This window comes from Streptomyces sp. NPDC025833, assembly GCF_055558055.1.
On record NZ_JBVHNF010000018.1, the window covers coordinates 153,284 to 170,776 of the forward strand.

General features: G+C 72.3%; 16 protein-coding genes. 9 read left to right on the forward strand and 7 right to left on the reverse strand.

Annotated elements, in window-relative coordinates; translation table 11 throughout:
- Positions 1 to 288 precede the first annotated feature (288 nt).
- Positions 289 to 768: an anthrone oxygenase family protein gene (locus tag ACZ4K2_RS29470; RefSeq protein WP_467469624.1), complete on the reverse strand. Its 480-nt coding sequence runs from the start codon at positions 766 to 768 to the stop codon at positions 289 to 291.
- 245 nt (positions 769 to 1,013) lie between these two features.
- Positions 1,014 to 1,709 (reverse strand): DUF2293 domain-containing protein, encoded by a 696-nt coding sequence (locus ACZ4K2_RS29475; RefSeq protein ID WP_467469626.1) that lies wholly within the window; start codon positions 1,707 to 1,709, stop codon positions 1,014 to 1,016.
- Positions 1,710 to 1,987: 278 nt separating this feature from the next.
- Here ACZ4K2_RS29475 and ACZ4K2_RS29480 point away from each other — a divergent pair, with 278 nt between their 5' ends.
- Positions 1,988 to 2,629, forward strand: a complete 642-nt coding sequence (locus ACZ4K2_RS29480) for a nucleoside/nucleotide kinase family protein (protein WP_467469628.1) — start codon at positions 1,988 to 1,990, stop codon at positions 2,627 to 2,629.
- 25 nt (positions 2,630 to 2,654) lie between these two features.
- Here ACZ4K2_RS29480 and corA read toward each other — a convergent pair whose 3' ends face one another.
- The gene (corA, locus tag ACZ4K2_RS29485; RefSeq protein ID WP_467469630.1) at positions 2,655 to 3,782 is read right to left on the reverse strand and encodes a magnesium/cobalt transporter CorA; all 1,128 of its coding nucleotides are present in this window, start codon (positions 3,780 to 3,782) and stop codon (positions 2,655 to 2,657) included.
- Between the two features lie 165 nt (positions 3,783 to 3,947).
- On the opposite strand from corA, the gene ACZ4K2_RS29490 reads away from it, so the two are divergent.
- Positions 3,948 to 4,742, forward strand: coding sequence for a class I SAM-dependent methyltransferase (locus tag ACZ4K2_RS29490; protein ID WP_467469632.1), 795 nt, complete (start codon positions 3,948 to 3,950; stop codon positions 4,740 to 4,742).
- A 104-nt stretch (positions 4,743 to 4,846) separates the two neighbouring features.
- On the opposite strand, the gene ACZ4K2_RS29495 is transcribed toward ACZ4K2_RS29490, so the two are convergent.
- Both ACZ4K2_RS29495 and ACZ4K2_RS29500 read right to left on the reverse strand, forming a co-directional pair.
- Complete coding sequence (locus tag ACZ4K2_RS29495) at positions 4,847 to 5,824, reverse strand: carbohydrate kinase family protein (protein WP_467469634.1); 978 nt, start codon at positions 5,822 to 5,824, stop codon at positions 4,847 to 4,849.
- Positions 5,809 to 6,717, reverse strand: coding sequence for a pseudouridine-5'-phosphate glycosidase (locus ACZ4K2_RS29500; protein WP_467469636.1), 909 nt, complete (start codon positions 6,715 to 6,717; stop codon positions 5,809 to 5,811). Before ACZ4K2_RS29500 ends, ACZ4K2_RS29495 begins: the two co-directional genes overlap by 16 nt.
- A 100-nt stretch (positions 6,718 to 6,817) precedes the next feature.
- On the opposite strand from ACZ4K2_RS29500, the gene ACZ4K2_RS29505 reads away from it, so the two are divergent.
- Positions 6,818 to 7,249, forward strand: a complete 432-nt coding sequence (locus ACZ4K2_RS29505; protein ID WP_467469638.1) for a VOC family protein — start codon at positions 6,818 to 6,820, stop codon at positions 7,247 to 7,249.
- A 10-nt stretch (positions 7,250 to 7,259) separates the two neighbouring features.
- Here the strand turns inward: ACZ4K2_RS29505 and ACZ4K2_RS29510 are convergent, their stop codons facing one another.
- Together ACZ4K2_RS29510 and ACZ4K2_RS29515 are read right to left on the reverse strand one after the other, a co-directional pair.
- On the reverse strand, positions 7,260 to 7,814 hold the full coding sequence (locus tag ACZ4K2_RS29510; protein WP_467469640.1) for a methylated-DNA--[protein]-cysteine S-methyltransferase: 555 nt from the start codon (positions 7,812 to 7,814) through the stop codon (positions 7,260 to 7,262).
- Between the two features lie 41 nt (positions 7,815 to 7,855).
- Entirely contained in the window at positions 7,856 to 8,728 is an 873-nt protein-coding gene (locus ACZ4K2_RS29515; RefSeq protein WP_467469642.1) for a glycerophosphodiester phosphodiesterase, read from the reverse strand.
- A gap of 278 nt (positions 8,729 to 9,006) precedes the next feature.
- Here ACZ4K2_RS29515 and ACZ4K2_RS29520 point away from each other — a divergent pair, with 278 nt between their 5' ends.
- The 6 genes from ACZ4K2_RS29520 (at position 9,007) to ACZ4K2_RS29545 (ending at position 17,473) form a co-directional block, all read left to right on the forward strand.
- On the forward strand, positions 9,007 to 9,888 hold the full coding sequence (locus ACZ4K2_RS29520; RefSeq protein ID WP_467469644.1) for an MHYT domain-containing protein: 882 nt from the start codon (positions 9,007 to 9,009) through the stop codon (positions 9,886 to 9,888).
- A 40-nt stretch (positions 9,889 to 9,928) separates the two neighbouring features.
- Entirely contained in the window at positions 9,929 to 12,076 is a 2,148-nt protein-coding gene (uvrB, locus tag ACZ4K2_RS29525) for an excinuclease ABC subunit UvrB (RefSeq protein ID WP_467469646.1), read from the forward strand.
- A gap of 175 nt (positions 12,077 to 12,251) precedes the next feature.
- Positions 12,252 to 12,830 (forward strand): TerD family protein, encoded by a 579-nt coding sequence (locus ACZ4K2_RS29530; RefSeq protein ID WP_467469647.1) that lies wholly within the window; start codon positions 12,252 to 12,254, stop codon positions 12,828 to 12,830.
- 65 nt (positions 12,831 to 12,895) lie between these two features.
- Positions 12,896 to 14,980, forward strand: coding sequence for a TerD family protein (locus tag ACZ4K2_RS29535; RefSeq protein ID WP_467469649.1), 2,085 nt, complete (start codon positions 12,896 to 12,898; stop codon positions 14,978 to 14,980).
- Positions 14,981 to 15,215: 235 nt separating this feature from the next.
- A complete protein-coding gene (locus tag ACZ4K2_RS29540; RefSeq protein ID WP_467469651.1) occupies positions 15,216 to 16,199 on the forward strand; it encodes a TerC family protein in 984 nt (327 codons plus the stop codon).
- A 173-nt stretch (positions 16,200 to 16,372) separates the two neighbouring features.
- Entirely contained in the window at positions 16,373 to 17,473 is a 1,101-nt protein-coding gene (locus tag ACZ4K2_RS29545) for a calcium:cation antiporter (RefSeq protein WP_467469653.1), read from the forward strand.
- Positions 17,474 to 17,493: the final 20 nt, after the last annotated feature.

Below are 17,493 nucleotides of genomic sequence, written 5' to 3' on the forward strand. Positions count from 1 at the left end.
CGGGCGGCACACTCTTCCGGCCACGATACGTCCGCGCCGACAGCCGCGCAGAGCGGCGGACAGCGCCTTGCGAGCGGGTTTCACCGGCAGCGGCTTCCGAGCGGCACCGGGCCGTCGCCTGGTCGTCGCATGGTCGTCGTCGTGGCCGGGTGCCGTTCGCCGCCGGGTCGTCGTCGTGGCCGGGTGCGGTTCGCCGCCCGGGCGTCGTCGTGGCCGAGGGCGGACAGTTCCCGGCGGGCCACCGGAGCGCGGGGACTCCCCGAGGGCAGGTCGGGCGCGCTCCCGGGATCAGGTGAGGGCGACTATGTAGGCGAGGGCTGCCGCGGCCGAGGCGACGGCGCGGACGTGGTTCCAGAACGTCCACTCACGCACGTACGTCGGCCAGTACGCGGCGGCCTCCGGAGCCCCGGGTGTGAGCCGGGCCAGCCGCTCGTTGCGGGGCACGTTCGCCACGATCGTCAGCCCGAACGACCCGAACAGATACAGCGCGCTGCCCAGCAGCAGCTCCACCGTGCCCCCGTCCGGCCACACGACGAAGGTGACCACCGCGATCAGCACGCTGAGCACCGCCGATCCGGTGAACGCCGTCATGAAGGCCGGCCGCACGGCCGCGACGTTGATCGCGTTCATCGCCGCGACGCCCTGGGCGGGCGGCAGTGACGCGAGCCCCCGCATCACGAACGTCGAGAACGCGCAGAAGACGCCGGCCACCAGCCCGGTCCCCAGAATCCCCAGTACCACCAGCACGAAGTACGGCCCACCGATCATCCCCACGCCCCCCTCTCGCCCCGCACTCCCATGTCGTCCCGCGCCCCCGTCCCGCTCCACTTCCTCGCGCCGTCCCGCGTCCTCATCCCGATCCGCTCTCCCCACTCCCGTTCCGGTCCCGGGCGCCGTCCGTCCCCCGAGTGCTGTCCGTCCCGGGCAGCGCCGGTCCCGGTCACGGCGGATGACCCGTGACCGCACGAGCGCCACGCACACCCCGCTCGCACCCGTCGGCCCCACCCGCGCCCTCAGCCCGCATCCTCCCCGGCACCTTGCCACGCACGCAGCACGCTCTCCACGGCCGGTCTGATGCGATGCCGTGCCTCGTACCGCGGCACCCCGCTCATCAGCAGCTCGTCGTACGGCGTGTCCCCGTGCCGTACGCCCGCCACGACCGCCGAGATCACCGCTCCTTCGGTCAGCGCCCGCCCGGCCGCGCTGCGTCCGACCCGTCCGCTGCCCCGAACCGACGCGTGGCCCGCGATCGCCCGAGCCCGCTCGGCCGGACAGCCGGGGAACAACCGGAGGATCTCGGTGGCGAACGCCGCCGCGAACCGCTCGTCCTCCGCCGCCCTGCGCCGCGCGTCCCGAGCCCGCCGCCGGCGCCGCGCCTCTCCGTCCGCGAGGCAGCGTGCCTCGGCCCGGGCCAGCGCGGCCTCCTCCACGAGCACGCCCTGCCGCTCGTAACGGCTCTTGCGCCGGTTGAACCGGACCACCACCACCGACAGCGCGCTCTCCTCGCGGGACCTGCGTGTCAGGGCCGTGTCCCCGCGGGGCAGGAACACCAGGTGCCCCAGGTCGGCACAGTCGAGACAGCGAGGGGCCGCATCCTCCAGGACCAGCAGCGACAGCGGCCCCCGCCGACAGCCCGCGCACCGCTTCCTCCGCACCGGCTGGATGGCGACAATGCGGCCGGGGCAGTCGGGAGTTGCGGGAAGCGGCATACGCGGTACCTTCCCCGTTGCCGCGCACGCCTCCCTCGCCCGCCCACACCGTCTTCCCCTCCGCAACCCTCACTTCCGCACCCCTCCTCTCCGCCGCCTTACGGGCATGAACACTCTTTCCTTCTTGCCACCGGGAGGGCCGGGGCCGCCGGGAGGGCCGGGGCCGCCGGGAGGGCCGGGGCCGCCGGGACGGACGCTGTCGAGGCGGCCCGCCCGCTCGCCTGCCCGTCCGCCTGACCTCCGCCCGTCCTCGCCGCTCTCCCCGGCCACCCGGCATCATGGGCCGTGTGCGACTCGAAGCGATCACCTGGGACCGGCTGGCCGAGCGGCTCGCCGACCGGCTGGCCGGTGCGGAGCCGGCCGACGGCGGGAAGTGGCAGCGCGTCGGCTTCGACGGTGCCCCGGCCGCCCGCCCCGGAGACCTCGCCGCGCGTGTCGGCGAGGCGCTGCGCGTACGCGGCCGGTCCTCGCTCGTGGTCGGCACCGAGGGCTTCCTGCGGCCGGCCTCCCTGCGCCTGGAGCACGGGCGGCGGGACGCGGAGTCGTACTACGGCGGCTGGTTCGACACGGGCGCCCTGTGGCGCGAGGTCTTCGGCCCGCTAGATCCCGGAGGCAGCGGGCGGATCCTGCCCGACCTGTGGGACCCGGTGACGGACCGGGCCACCCGCAGCCCCTACGTCTCACTCCCGCCCGGCGGAATTCTGCTGCTCCACGGCCCCCTCCTGCTGCGCCACTGGTTCCCCTTCGACCTGAGCGTGCACGTCCTCCTCTCCACGGGCGCCCTGCGCCGCCGCACCCCGGAAGCCGACCACTGGACGCTCCCCGCCTTCGAACGCTACGAGGCCGAGACCGACCCGGCCGCGGTGGCGGACGTCCTGGTCCGCGCCGACGACCCCCGCCACCCCGCCTGGAACGGCTGATCCGTAGCGCGCCGCCTCCCGCCGTTCAGAGCCAGCCGTTGCGCCGGAAACCTCGGTACAGCGCCGCACAAGCCGCCGCCATCACGGTCATGACCAGCGGATAGCCGAACTGCCGGTGCAGCTCGGGCATGTGATCGAAGTTCATGCCGTACACCCCGCACACCATCGTCGGCACGGCGATCACCGCGGCCCAGGCGGTGATCTTCCGCATGTCCTCGTTCTGTGCGACGGTCACCTGCGCCAGATGCGCCTGGAGGATGGAGTTGAGCAGCTCGTCGAACGCGGCGATCTGTTCCTTGGCCCGGATGAGGTGGTCGAGCACGTCCCGGAAGTAGGCCTGTATCTCCGGGGCGACGACCCGCAGGGGACGGGTGGCCAGGTGCTCCACCGGGCGCGCGAGCGGCACCACCGCCCGTTTCAGCTCCAGCAGTTCACGCTTCATCTGGTAGATGCGACCCGGGTCGAGTCGCGCGCCGTTCTCCGAGAACACCTCCGTCTCGACCTGGTCGATGTCGGCCTGCACCGCGTCGGTGACGTTCAGGTACTCGTCGACCACCTGGTCGGCGATCGCGTGCAGGACCGCCGCGGGCCCCTTGGCGAGCTGCTGCGGGTCCGTCTCCAGCTCCTCCCGCAGGGGCCCGAGCGAGCCGTGCCGTCCGTGCCGCACGGTGATCACGAAATCCCCGCCGGCGAACACCATGATCTCGCCGGTGTCCACCACCTCGCTGTTCGCCGTCAGTTGCTCGTGCTCCACGTAGCAGACGGTCTTGAACACCGCGAAGAGCGTGTCCCCGTAGTGCTCCAGCTTCGGTCGCTGGTGGGCCTCGACCGCGTCCTCCACCGCCAGCGGATGCAGGTCGAACAGCTCGGCGACACCCGCGAACTCACGGTCCGTCGGTTCGTGCAGTCCGAGCCAGACGAAGCCCTCGCCGGTCTTGCGCACCAGCCGTACGGCGTCCACCAGGTCCGCGCCCCCGGGCACGCGCTCACCGTCCTGGTACGTCACGCAGTTCACCACCGACGAGCCCAGGGGAGATCTGGCGGGGTGGCTCAGGTCGACGCGTCGTCGGCGCCGGGCCAGCCGCGCCACCTTGCGCAGACCGCCGACCCCGCTCAGCTCCGTGACCCTGCGCAGATTCCCTGCCATGGACATCTGGATCTCCTCGGTGGATCTCCTCGCGCTTTCCTGCCCCGCAAGTCTGCCAGCCCCGGGTGAAACGCGTGCGAGCCTGTGGGAACGGGGGATTCCGCTTGGTTCCCGCCTGTGGACGAAGGACCGGCCGAGGCGGACACCCGGGACGACTGGGATGATCGGGGCATGACGTCGTCCGACGGTTACCTCCTTGACAACCGGCAGGACGAGGCGGGCCGCCGCTTCGACGCCTTCGCCGCCCTCTTCGATCCCACGACCTTCCGGCACATCGAGGACCTCGGTATCGGACAGGGGTGGCGCTGCTGGGAGGTCGGGGCCGGCGGCACCTCCGTCGTGTCCTGGCTCGCGGAGAGAACGGGACCGGCCGGGCAGGTCCTCGCCACCGACATCGAGACGTCGCGGCTCGCCCCCGCGGCCCACCCGCCGGTGGAGGTGCGGGTGCACGACGTGGGCGCCGACGGACCGCCGGGGGAGGGCTTCGACCTCGTCCACGCGAGGCTGGTCCTCGTCCACGTACCCGACCGGGAACGGGCCCTGCGGAACATGATCGACGCACTGCGGCCCGGCGGACGGCTGCTGATCGAGGACGCCGACCCCGCCCTGCAGCCCCTGCTGTGCCCCGACGAACACGGCCCCGAGCAGCGGCTCGCCAACCGGCTGCGCCGGGGCTTCCGCGAGCTGCTCGCCGAGCGCGGCGCCGATCTGTCCTACGGCCGCAGACTCCCGCGGCTGCTCCGGGAGGCGGGGTTGCACGAGGTGGCGGCCGACGCCTACTTCCCCGTGACCTCGCCCGCCTGTACGGCCCTTGAGGCGGCCACGGTCCGTCAGATCCGCGACCGGCTCGTCGCCGCCGGCCTCGCCACCGACGCGGAGGTCGACCAGCACCTGGCCAACGTCCAGACCGGTGCCATGGACCTGGCCACCGCTCCGCTGATCTCGGCCTGGGGACGCAAGGGTTAGCCCCGGACCGGGCCGAACCTTCCGGCCCTCCCGCGCCCCGTGCAATTCCGTCCGATCGTGGACGGCCGCCCGGCCACCCGGCCGCCCGGCGGGGGCCCGGGAGCCTACGACTCCGAAGGAGGACGGCGCCCGGCCGCGCGGCGTTCCCGGTTCCCCTCCCCCCGCCGCGGTGGCCTGGCGCCCACCCGCCGTACCGCCTCCGCGCCCGCCCGGCAGCCCCACGCCGTCGCCTCCAGGGGGTCAGCGCCCGCGAGCAGCGCGGCGAGGAGGGCACCGGTGAACGCGTCACCCGCACCCGTGGTGTCCCGGGGCGCCGTCCGCCGGGCCGGCACCCTCACCGGCGCCGCACCGGAGCGGGCCACCAGCGCCCCGTCCGCACCCGCCTTGGCCACCACCAGCGGTACGACACGGCTCAGCTCGGCCGCCGCGTCCACCGGATCGGCCAGACCCGTCAGCAGACACGCCTCGTCCCGGCTCGGCAGCAGCAGGTCCAGCCCCTTCGCGAACGCCAGGAAGCGGTCCACCCCCAGCTCCGAAAGGAATCCGGCCGAGGCCGGGTCCAGGCTGACCGGCACACCACGCGCGCGTGCCGCCGCGAGTGCCCTCCCGGCGAGCGCCCGGCTCGACTCCCGGAACAGCAGATAGCCCGACAGGTGCAGCCGGGCCACCCCGTCGAGCAGCGCGTCGGACCAGTCGGCCGGGCCGAGCCGCAGGGACGCCCCGCTGTCCGTCAGGAACGTCCGTTCGGCCGCCGCGCCCCCGTCCACCAGACAGATCACCGTCCCGGTCGCCGCCTCCGGATCCACCACCAGCCGGGGCCGCACCCCGCCCGCCACCAGCTCCCGCTCGTGCCACGCGGCGGCGTCCGCACCCACCCGCCCCAGCAGCCGTACGTCCGCGCAGCCCGTGTGGGCAGCCCAGCAGGCCACGTTGGCGCCCGCGCCGCCCGGAAGCGTCCGGATCACCGCGGCCGTGTCCGTGCCGGCCGCGAGCGGCCCCCGGTGCCGGGCGACCACGTCCGTCACCACGTCCCCGACGACCAGCAGCGCTCCGTTCCGGCCCGCGCTCACCCCCGGGCCCACGCCGTGGCGATCCGCCCCGCCAGCCGGACGTTCCCGCGCACCGCCGCCAGGTTGGCGTCGAGTGAGGCACCGCCGGTGTGCCGGACCAGGTGGTCCAGCAGGAACGGCGTCACGGCCTGCCCGGTGACACCCCGCCGCGCGCAGGCACGCAGCGCGTCGGCGAGCACGCGCGCGTGCACCTCCGGATCGAGCTGCTCCGCCTCCCCGACGGGGCGGGCGACGACCAGTGCCGCATCCGGCGCGTCCAGCGCGTCCTGGGCCCGCATGACGTCGGCGACCTGCTCCGGGGTCCGCAGCGTCCAGTCGACCGGATGCCCCGAGTCCGCGAGGTAGAAGCCGGGAAACCGGTCCGTACCGTACCCGGCGACGGCCACTCCCAGGGTCTCCAGCCGCTGGAGCGTCGCCGGCACGTCCAGGATCGACTTCACACCCGAGCACACCACGGTGATCCGGGTCCGTGCCAGCAGCCCCAGATCGGCCGACTCGTCCTGGGTCACCGTCCACTCCCGGTGCACACCGCCCAGCCCGCCGGTGGCGAACACCCGGATCCCCGCCAGCGCGGCCAACTGCGCCGTCGCCGACACCGTGGTCGCCCCGCTCGCCCCCGCCGCCAGGGCGAGCGGCAGATCGCGGTGGCCCAGTTTGCGGATGCCGTCCTCGTCGGCCACCCGCTCCAGCTCAGCCTCGGTCAGGCCGACCCGGGGCCGTCCGTCGAGCACCGCGACGGTCGCCGGTACGGCGCCCTCCCGGCGCACCGCGGTCTCCAGCTCCCGCGCCACCCCCAGGTTGCCCGGGCGGGGCAGGCCGTGCGCGATGATCGTCGACTCCAGAGCCACCACCGGCCGCCGTGCGTCGACCGCCTCCCGGACCTCTTCCGACACCGTCAGCACCACGTGCCCGCCTCCCGTCCGTCGGCCCTCCCACATTCCTGGCGGACACCGGTCGCCGATAAACACTTGTGCCTCGCGGCAGGAGGCCACGAGCCTGGGACCCATGACGAAGAACACCACGCGTTTCGACCACGTCGTCCTGTGGGTGGCCGATCCGGTCGCCGCGGCCGCCTTCTACGAGACGGCCGTCGGCCTGGAGCCGATCAGGGTCGCCGAGTACGCCGAGGGGAAAGTGGCCTTCCCGTCCATACGCGTCAACGAGGAGACCATCCTCGACCTCGCCCCGCACAGCTTCGCCCCGCGGATGAGGATGCTGCCCGACTCGGCCGACAGCGCGGGCCACCCGGTCAATCACGTCTGCCTCGCGCTGCCCGCCGACGCCTTCGACGCCCTGCGTTCCCGCCTGGAGGAACACGGTGTCCCCGTGTCGGGCATCGACGCGGGTCTGTCGGGCGCACGCGGCAACGCCACGCGCAGCTTCTACTTCCGCGACCCCGACGGCAACATCTTCGAGGCCCGGCACTACGACGACTAGGTACGGGGAGTCAGAACAACGGCTCGGGCAGCACGCCCTCCAGGGCGAGCAGTTTGCGCTTGGTCTCCAGACCGCCGCCGAAACCGCCGATGCCGCCGTCGCTCTCCACGACGCGGTGGCACGGCACGACCACCGGCAGCGGATTGGCGCCCATCGCCGCGCCGACCGCCTGGGCCCCGCCCGGCTGCCCCACCCGTCCCGCCAGGGCGCCGTACCCCACCACGGTGCCGTAAGGGACACCCGAGGCGAGCTCACGCAGCACCTGCCGGTTGAAGCCGGAGATCAGCGACCAGTCCAACGGCAGGTCGAAGTCGTGCCGTTCGCCCGCGAAGTAGGCCCGCAGCTGGCGTATCGCCTCCGCCAGCAGCGGCGCGTCGGGATCCTCCACGGGCCGGCCGCCCAGCCGGGCGGCCAGCCGTTCCAGCGACCGGTCGCGCACCGTGTCCGAAGCGTGGAAGACGACGTTGACCAGGCCCTCACGGGTCGCCGCCAGCATCAGCGGCCCGATGTCCGAGCCGACCACGGCCCACACGACCCGCTGCTCATCCCGCCCATGGCTGTCCATGGGCCCACCGTACGGCCCGCCACTGACAACGCCCTCCCGGCTCAGTTCGCGCCGAGCGCCGCCCGCACCGTGTCCGGCTTGTTGGAGATGACCCCGTCGACCCCGTAACCGGCGACCTTGCGGGCGGTCGCCGCGTCGTCCACCGTCCAGGCGAACACCCTGAGCGGCCGGCCGTGCGGCCCGGCGACGGAGTGCACCGCCGAGACGTAGCCCTTGGTGAGCGAGGCGTACGAGGGATTGACCAGGTCCGCGAAGCGTGCGAACCGGTTCAGCTGCGCCACGGGCGGCTTGCCGAGGTAGGCGGTGGTGACGGCCGGCTTGAGATCGTGCACGGCACGCACGCTGGCGACGCTGAAGCTCTGCACGATCAGCCGGCCCCGGTGCGCGCGGTCCAGCCAGCCCTCGTTGCCGAGCAGCCTGAGCGTCTGCCGCTCGATGCCCGGGTACAGCTCCGGGTTCTTGACCTCCAGGAGCAGCTTCTCGTGGTCGCGCTCGACCCGGCGCATGTACTGCTTCAGCGTCGGTACGCGTGCGCCCGCGTACGCGGAGGAGAACCAGCTCCCGGCGTCCAGCCGGGCGATCTCGGCGGCCGTGAAGTCCCGCACCTTCCACGGCGCCCGGCCCGGGAAGACGTCCTCGACGTTCGTGGTGCGCTTCAGGCTGTCGTCGTGCAGGACGACCAGCTCACCGTCCTTGGTGCGCTGGACATCGTTCTCGACCCAGGAGAAGCCCAGCTCGGCGGCCTTGTCGACGGCGGCCAGCGTGTTCTCGGGCGCGTAGGCGGAGGCGCCCCGGTGGGCGACCACCGTGTACGCGCCGTGCTCACCGGCCCGGGCGTCCGTGCCGGGGCCCAGCAGGGCCGCGGCCGCCCCCGGGGCCGCGGCGACCGCGGCGGCGACCACGCGTACGTACATGCGCACTCCTCGCATCCGGAGAATTCTCACAGCACCAGCGTGACAGCCCGGGAGCGGCGGCACACGGGCGCACGGCGGGCACACACGGTACGCAGTCGGCCAGGACCGCTCACCAGTGCCTCACATATGCGACAAGGACGTGTTTCTTTGCCGGAAAGTCGTTCGACCGTTCCGGTGGGGGTCATACTCTCTGCGACACCCTGAACCGCCCGCGCGGTCCTGGGACGGGGGCATGTTCAACTAATCCAGGACGCGACACGGCGGAAGGACAGCCGCGGATGCAAGGCACGGTCGACGGATTCAGCTACGGGGCCGTCACCCCGTTGGTGGCCTACCTGATGGCCTGCCTGGGCGGCGCCCTCGGCCTGCGCTGCACCACACGATCCCTGCTGGTCACGCACTACCGGCGCCCCGCCTGGCTGGCCCTCGGTTCGGCGGCGATCGGGTCCGGCATCTGGACCATGCACTTCGTCGCCATGACGGGCTTCAGCATCGCGGAGACGCCGATCCACTACGACGGGCCGATCACCTACGCGAGCCTCGCGCTCGCCATCGTCATGGTCGGCGTCGGGATCTTCATCGTCGGCTACCGGGGCGCCACCGGGGCCCCGCTCTTCACCGGCGGAACGATCACCGGTCTGGGCGTCGCCTCGATGCACTACCTGGGCATGGCGGGCGTCCGCTTCCACGGACGGTTCATCTACAACACCTACACCGTCACCACCTCCGTCGTCATAGCTGTCGTGGCGGCCACCACCGCCCTGTGGGCCGCCGGCCAGGTCCGGGGCTTCACGTGGAGCGTGGGGGCGAGCCTCGTCATGGGGCTCGCGGTCAGCGGCATGCACTACACCGGGATGGCCGCCCTCGAGGTTCACCTCGACGGCCCCACCCAGCCGGCGGCCGGGGGCGTACCCGAGGCGTCCACCCTCCTTCCCATGCTGATCGGCCCGCTCGCCTTCCTGATCCTCGCCGGTGTCATCGTGGTCTTCGACCCCCTGATGGTCGCGGGCCGGCCCGACTGGCGGCCCGTCGAGCACAAACCGGGCGTCCCGGCCGCCGCCGTCGGCCCCCACGCTGACCGCCGCCCCGGTCCTCACCAGGGGCGCGGGCCCACCCGGCGGCCCGAGCACCACGGCGTGCGCACCCCGCAGAACCGCTGACCGCGACCCGTTGTCAGTGCGGGGTCGTACGGTTGATGGCATGCGGCCCGTTTCCCACATCGAACGCACGGTGGCGCCCCTCGAGGTCGTCAGCCCCTACCAGCCCAGCGGTGACCAGCCGACGGCCATCGCCGACCTGGCCAAGCGCATCGAGGCCGGCGAGAAGGACGTCGTCCTGCTGGGCGCGACCGGCACCGGCAAGTCCGCCACCACCGCGTGGATGATCGAGAAGCTCCAGCGCCCCACGCTCGTGATGGCGCCGAACAAGACGCTGGCCGCCCAGCTGGCCAACGAGTTCCGCGAGCTCCTCCCGAACAACGCGGTCGAGTACTTCGTGTCGTACTACGACTACTACCAGCCCGAGGCGTACGTCCCGCAGTCGGACACCTACATCGAGAAGGACTCCTCGATCAACGAGGAGGTCGAGCGGCTGCGCCACTCGGCGACGAACTCACTGCTCACCCGCCGTGACGTCGTCGTGGTCGCCTCGGTGTCCTGCATCTACGGCCTCGGTACGCCACAGGAGTACGTGGACCGCATGGTCCCCCTGCGGGTCGGCGACGAGATCGACCGGGACGAGCTGCTGCGCCGCTTCGTCGACATCCAGTACACGCGCAACGACCTGGCCTTCACCCGCGGCACCTTCCGGGTCCGCGGCGACACCATCGAGATCTTCCCGGTCTACGAGGAGCTGGCCGTCCGCATCGAGATGTTCGGCGACGAGATCGAGGCGCTGTCCACGCTCCACCCGCTCACCGGCGAGATCATCAGCGACGACCGGCAGCTCTACGTCTTCCCCGCCTCGCACTACGTCGCCGGTCCCGAGCGCATGGAGCGGGCCGTCAACGACATCGAGAAGGAGCTGGGGGAGCGCCTGGCCGAGCTGGAGAAACAGGGCAAGCTCCTGGAGGCGCAGCGGCTGCGGATGCGCACCACGTACGACATCGAGATGCTCCGCCAGATCGGCACCTGCTCGGGCGTGGAGAACTACTCGATGCACTTCGACGGCCGCCCGCCCGGCTCCGCGCCCAACACGCTGCTGGACTACTTCCCGGACGACTTCCTGCTCGTCATCGACGAGTCGCACGTCACCGTCCCGCAGATCGGCGCCATGTACGAGGGCGACGCCTCCCGCAAGCGCACCCTGGTGGACCACGGCTTCCGCCTGCCCTCCGCCCTGGACAACCGTCCCCTGAAGTGGGAGGAGTTCCAGGAGCGCATCGGGCAGACGGTCTACCTGTCGGCGACCCCGGGCGCCTACGAGCTGTCCCGCGGGGACGGCGTCGTCGAGCAGATCATCCGTCCCACCGGCCTGGTCGACCCGGAGGTCGTGGTCAAGCCGACCGAGGGCCAGATCGACGACCTGGTGCACGAGATCCGCAAGCGCACCGAGAAGGACGAGCGCGTCCTCGTCACCACCCTCACCAAGAAGATGGCCGAGGACCTCACCGACTACTTCCTGGAACTCGGCATCCAGGTGCGCTACCTGCACAGCGACGTGGACACCCTGCGCCGCGTCGAGCTGCTGCGCGAGCTGCGTGCCGGCGAGTACGACGTCCTGGTCGGCATCAACCTCCTCCGCGAGGGCCTCGACCTGCCCGAGGTGTCCCTGGTGGCGATCCTGGACGCCGACAAGGAGGGCTTCCTGCGCTCCGGCACCTCGCTGATCCAGACGATCGGCCGCGCGGCGCGCAACGTCTCCGGCCAGGTCCACATGTACGCCGACAAGATCACTCCGGCGATGGAGCGGGCCATCGACGAGACCAACCGCCGCCGGGAGAAGCAGATCGCCTACAACAAGGCGAACGGGATCGACCCGCAGCCGCTGCGCAAGAAGATCAACGACATCGTCGCGCAGATCGCCCGCGAGGAGGTCGACACCGAGCAGCTCCTCGGTTCCGGTTACCGCAAGACGAAGGACGGCAAGGGCGCGAAGGCACCCGTACCGTCGCTCGGCGACAAAGCGGCCAAGGGAGCGAAGGCCGGCAAGAGCGCCAAGGCCGCGAAGGACGCGGCGGTGCCGACGGACCGCCCGGCGGCCGAACTCGCCGGACAGATCGAGGAGATGACCGAGCGGATGCGCGCCGCCGCGGCGGAGCTGCAGTTCGAGATCGCGGCCCGGCTGCGCGACGAGGTCTCCGAGATGAAGAAGGAGCTGCGCCAGATGAGGGAGGCCGGCCTCGCCTGAGGCATCGCCTCCGCCTGCCGGCCGCGGCATATCCGCCAAGTGTTGCAACAACGACACAAAAGCGCGGGCCGGGGTCGGCAGGTTCGGGGGCCCTGCGTAGGGTTCGGGACAACCGCGCAGCGAACGGCAACCGGCTCGGCGCGGCAACCGGGGAACGTCGAGAGGGGATCCAGCCGTGTCCGTCAACTTGTCCAAGGGTCAGGCCATCAGCCTGGAGAAGAAGGACGGAGGCTCCCTGTCCGCGGTCCGCATGGGGCTGGGCTGGCAGGCGGCCAAGCGACGCGGACTGTTCGGCTCCCGCACCCGCGAGATCGACCTGGACGCCTCCGCGGTCCTCTTCGCCGGCGGTGAGCCCAAGGACGTCGTCTTCTTCCGCCACCTGGTGAGCGACGACGGTTCCGTCCGCCACACCGGTGACAACCTCGTCGGCGGCGCCGGCCAGGGCGGGGACGACGAGGCGATCCTGGTCGACCTCCAGCGCGTGCCGGTCCACATCGACCAGATCGTCTTCACCGTGAACTCCTTCACCGGCCAGACCTTCCAGGAGGTGCAGAACGCGTTCTGCCGGCTCGTGGACGAGACCAACGGCCAGGAACTCGCCCGCTACACCCTGGCCGGAGGCGGCGAGTACACCGCCCAGATCATGGCCAAGGTGCACCGGGCGGGCTCCGGCTGGACGATGACCGCCATCGGCTCCCCGGCCAACGGCCGCACCTTCCAGGACCTGATGCCGGCGATCGTCCCGCACCTGTAGGACCGCACCGCCCGCTCACCGCGGGCGCGTACGCACGACGGAACGACGCAGGGGGGGCGACGGCGATGGCGGCCGAGCTGGTGCGGGGGCAGAACCATCCGCTGTCCGAGGCCCGGCTGGAGATCAGGATCTCCGCCGGAGTGCCGGTCCTGGCCGGTGCCGCACTGGGCGACGAGTACGGCACGGTGCCCGGCGACCAGTGGGTGGTCCATCCCGGCGCCGCCGCCCTGCCCGGCGTCGAGGTGCCCCGGCAGGCCGCCGCCGAGCACCGTATGCGCGTCGACCTCGCCTCCCTGCCGGCGGCCGTGCACCGCGTCGACGTGTTCCTCGCCCTGCCGGCCCGAGGCTCGGGGCCGCTCCGCTTCGGGGCCGCCCCGGCCCCGCACGCCACGGTGACCGGCTCCGACGGCACCGACATCGCCTGCTACACCCTCACCGGCCTGGACGCCGAGTCGGCCGTGGTCGCGCTGGAGCTGTACCGCAGGCAGGGCGGCTGGAAAGTACGGGCGATGGGCCAGGGCTACGCGGACGGTCTGCCCGCGCTGCTCGCCGACCGGGGACTGTGCGACCCCGCGGCCCTCGCGGCGGCCATGCACGAGGCGGCCGCGAGCGATTCGTCCCGGCAGGCGGCCGGGCCGTCGGCCGAATCGGCCCCGGGCACGGCCCCGGCCGCGGCGGCCCGGTCCGGTACGGGGCGTCCGACGCCTACGGCTCCGCACACCTCCGCCGCTTCCTCCGCCGCGCAGACCCCCTCCGCTCCCGAGGCTCCGGAGGGTTCCGCGCCGCCCGCCGTGTCCGCCTCCGCCTCCGCCCCCGTGACCGCCTCCGTTCCCGGGCCGGAAGAACCGGCCCACCGGCTCGGCCCGCGCGACCCGGACGGTGACGGGAGCACGGGCGCGCGGAACGGTGGCGGTGGCGCGGGCTCGCCGAACCCTGGCGGCCCGGTCGACTACACGCACCCCCGCCGGACTCCGTCGCCGCCCCCGGCTCCGGCCCCCTCGGCCGACGACGGGCGGCACGCCCGGCCCGTCGCCGGAGACGCCGTCGGCTGGTCGATGGACGAGCGGCTGTACAACCAGGTCTGGGGCATGTTCGAGGACCTGGCCCGCGCCACCGCGGCATACCGCGGTGCCGTCGAGCACGCCGACTCCCGTCTGGCGAAGGAGCTGGACCGGGCCCTCGCCGATCCGCGGCAACGGCTCGGGACGGCGGGCGACGCCGCCCGCGAGGCGGCGCACGCACGACGCACCCTGCTGGCGGACCGGGCGCGGGCGGCCCTCGACCGCGACCTGGCCCAGCTCACCGCGGAGGCCGAGGTGGTCGAGCCCGCACTCCCGCCCGCCTACGCCCGCTGGGACAGCCCCGCCTGGCTCGTCCACCGCACCCCGGCCGAGCCTCCGATGGCGCTGCGGCTCGGCGATCTGCACCTGCCCGAGAGCCCCGCACTGCGCATCCCGCTGCTGGTCAGGCTGCCGCTGGAGCGCGGCATATGGATCGACAGCGGCCCGACGGCAGCGGCCTCGGACGACTCGACGGCCTCCGCCGACCTGCGGCACCTGGCCGCCGAGGCGGCGGTCGCCCTCGCCGCACGCCTCCTCGCCACGCATCCGCCCGGGGAGGTCGCCGTGCGGGTCGTCGATCCGGCCGGGGCCGCTTTCCAGGCGCTGCGGCCGCTGACGCAGGCCGGGGTGCTGCCGGCCCCGCCCGCCACGGGAGCCGCGGGGATCACGCGGTTGCTGGAGCAGCTCACCCGGCGGGTCGACCTGGTGCAGATGGCGGTGCGCGGCGGCGCGGCCGGGTCCCTGCCGGCGGATGTGGACACCGCGCGGCAGCTTCTGATCGTCAACGACTTCCCGCACGGGTTCGACGAGCGGTCGGTGACCCGGCTCCGCTACCTCGCGGACGAGGGTCCGGCCGTCGGCATCCACCTTCTGCTGGTCGCCGACCGGGAGGACGCCGCCGCCTACGGTCCGTTGCTGGACCCGCTGTGGCGTTCGCTGATGCGACTGACTCCGGTGCCCACCGACCATCTCGCCGACCCGTGGATCGGCCACGCCTGGACCTTCGAGCCCTCGCTGGTCCCGGTCGGCAGCCCAATCCTGCGGGAGGTGCTCGCGGAGGTGGCGAGAGCACTCCCCAAGCACGAGTAAAGCTGATCTGAGCTGCGGTTTTGGAGTTTCTTTTACTAAACCCTTTACCTTTCCTTGGCGATTGGGTACCGTTTTACGTGCGGAGGGGAGTACTCCCTGACTGCGGCGCACCCGTCAGTACGGACCGTTTCGAGGTCCCGGGGCGCCGGCCCGTACCGGGTGGAAGAGACCTCCGGCAGCGACAACGCTGATGTGTTTGCCGTCATGCAATGCCGGAGGTGCAGTGGAAGTCTCCATGGCCCTGTGGGGCCTCACCATCGCGGGCCTCGCGGCCCTGATCGCCGTCGATTTCTTCATCGGCCGCAAGCCGCACGAAGTGTCGATCAAGGAAGCGGGCATCTGGACGGTCGTCTGGGTCGCCCTGGCCGGCCTGTTCGGTCTCGGCCTCCTCGTCTTCGGAGGCGGGCAGCCCGCCGGGGAGTTCTTCGCCGGCTTCATCACCGAGAAGTCCCTGAGCGTCGACAACCTCTTCGTCTTCGTCCTGATCATGGCGAAGTTCGCGGTGCCCGCCCAGTACCAGCAGCGCGTCCTGCTCGTCGGCGTGCTGATAGCCCTCGTCCTGCGCGCCGTCTTCATCGCCGCCGGGGCCGCGATCCTCGCCAGCTTCTCCTGGGTGTTCTACCTCTTCGGCGCCTTCCTCATCTGGACCGCCTGGAAGCTCATCCAGGAGGCCCGCGCCGACGAGGAGGACGAGGCGTACGAGGAGAACAAGCTGCTGAAGGCCGTGGAGCGCAGGTTCGGCGTGGCGGACCGCTACCACGGCACCAAGCTGTGGATCCAGCAGAACGGCAAGCGCGTCATGACCCCGATGCTGGTCGTGATGCTCGCCATCGGCACCACGGACGTGCTGTTCGCCCTGGACTCCATACCCGCGATCTTCGGACTCACCCAGGACCCGTACATCGTCTTCACCGCCAACGCCTTCGCCCTGATGGGTCTGCGCCAGCTGTACTTCCTCATCGGCGGGCTGCTCAGGAAGCTGGTGCACCTCTCGTACGGGCTGTCGATCATCCTCGGCTTCATCGGCGTCAAGCTGGTGCTGCACGCCCTGCACGAGTCCGGTGTGCAGGTGCCCGAGATCGGCATCCCCGTCTCGCTCGGCGTGATCTGCGCGGTCCTCGCCGTCACCACGTTCACCAGCCTGCTCGCCAACCGCAGGCAGGCGACAGGCGAGGCGGCGGACGCCGACGGCGGCCGGAAGGACACGGCCGACCTTTGACCGCGCGGCCACGCAAGCCCCCGACCGCGCAATGACCGCAGCGACTGCGAGCGCTGTCCCCGATACGACGCGGGGGTCCGGTCCCACCGGCACCGGGCCCCGCAGCGGAAAGGATGAGAGGTATCCGGAAAGAACGACATGCGAACCCTGTAAGCCTCTGCGACCATCGCGGCATGATCACTCGGCTCCGGTCGCTCACCCGTCAATGGACGACGCTCGTGCCGGTGCTCGCGGTCGTCCTGCTGATCCTCACCTGGGGCCGGAGCCTGCCGGGCGTCGTCGTCGGTGTGATCACCCTCGTCCTCGCCGGCGCCGTCCTGTCGGCGGTGCACCACGCCGAGGTGATCGCCCACCGGGTCGGTGAGCCCTTCGGCTCCCTGGTGCTCGCCATCGCCGTCACGATCATCGAGGTGGCCCTGATCGTCACCCTCATGGCCGACGGCGGTGCCAAGGGTTCCACCCTGGCCCGGGACACCGTGTTCGCCGCCGTGATGATCACCTGCAACGGCATCGTGGGGCTCTGCCTGCTCGTCGCCTCGCTGCGGCACGGCACGGCGGTCTTCAACCCCGAGGGGACCGGCGCCGCGCTGGCGACCGTGGCCACGCTGGCGACGCTCAGCCTGGTGCTGCCGACGTTCACCACCAGCAAGCCCGGACCCGAGTTCTCCTCCGTGCAGCTGACCTTCGCCGCGCTGTCCTCACTGATCCTGTACGGGTTGTTCGTGACCACGCAGACCGTGCGCCACCGCGACTACTTCCTGCCCATCACCCGGCAGGGCGAGGTCATCACGGGCGACGGCCACGCCTCACCGCCGTCCGCGCGGGCTGCCTGGACCAGCCTCGCCCTGCTCGGGCTGGCCCTGATCGGAGTCGTCGGCCTGGCCAAAGGCGTGTCACCCACGATCGAGTCGGGCGTGGCCGCCGCGGGCCTGCCGCACGCGGTGGTCGGCGTGATCATCGCCCTGCTCGTCCTGTTGCCGGAGACGATCGCCGCGCTGCGCTCCGCCCGCCGGGACCGGGTGCAGACCAGCCTCAACCTGGCGCTCGGCTCCGCGATGGCCAGCATCGGACTGACCATCCCGGCCGTGGCGCTCGCCTCCGTCTGGCTGACCGGCCCGCTGGTCCTCGGCCTCGGATCGACCCACATGCTGCTGCTCGCGCTGACCGTGGTGGTCGCCTCCCTGACGGTGGTGCCGGGCCGGGCGACCCCCTTGCAGGGCGGCGTCCACCTGGTGCTGTTCGGGGCCTACCTGGAACTGGCGATCAATCCGTAGCCGGAGGCCCACCCAGGGTG

Excerpts from the sequence above, each read along its gene's own strand:
- ACZ4K2_RS29540 (WP_467469651.1), top strand. The coding sequence starts at position 15,216 with ATGGCCCTGTGGGGCCTCACCATCGCGGGCCTCGCGGCCCTGATCGCC.
- ACZ4K2_RS29470 (WP_467469624.1), bottom strand. The coding sequence starts at position 768 with ATGATCGGTGGGCCGTACTTCGTGCTGGTGGTACTGGGGATTCTGGGG.
- ACZ4K2_RS29535 (WP_467469649.1), top strand. The coding sequence starts at position 12,896 with ATGGCGGCCGAGCTGGTGCGGGGGCAGAACCATCCGCTGTCCGAGGCC.
- ACZ4K2_RS29480 (WP_467469628.1), top strand. The coding sequence starts at position 1,988 with ATGGGCCGTGTGCGACTCGAAGCGATCACCTGGGACCGGCTGGCCGAG.
- ACZ4K2_RS29520 (WP_467469644.1), top strand. The coding sequence starts at position 9,007 with ATGCAAGGCACGGTCGACGGATTCAGCTACGGGGCCGTCACCCCGTTG.
- corA (WP_467469630.1), bottom strand. The coding sequence starts at position 3,782 with ATGTCCATGGCAGGGAATCTGCGCAGGGTCACGGAGCTGAGCGGGGTC.
- ACZ4K2_RS29515 (WP_467469642.1), bottom strand. The coding sequence starts at position 8,728 with ATGTACGTACGCGTGGTCGCCGCCGCGGTCGCCGCGGCCCCGGGGGCG.
- ACZ4K2_RS29545 (WP_467469653.1), top strand. The coding sequence starts at position 16,373 with ATGATCACTCGGCTCCGGTCGCTCACCCGTCAATGGACGACGCTCGTG.
- ACZ4K2_RS29505 (WP_467469638.1), top strand. The coding sequence starts at position 6,818 with ATGACGAAGAACACCACGCGTTTCGACCACGTCGTCCTGTGGGTGGCC.
- ACZ4K2_RS29510 (WP_467469640.1), bottom strand. The coding sequence starts at position 7,814 with ATGGACAGCCATGGGCGGGATGAGCAGCGGGTCGTGTGGGCCGTGGTC.
- ACZ4K2_RS29490 (WP_467469632.1), top strand. The coding sequence starts at position 3,948 with ATGACGTCGTCCGACGGTTACCTCCTTGACAACCGGCAGGACGAGGCG.
- ACZ4K2_RS29475 (WP_467469626.1), bottom strand. The coding sequence starts at position 1,709 with ATGCCGCTTCCCGCAACTCCCGACTGCCCCGGCCGCATTGTCGCCATC.
- uvrB (WP_467469646.1), top strand. The coding sequence starts at position 9,929 with ATGCGGCCCGTTTCCCACATCGAACGCACGGTGGCGCCCCTCGAGGTC.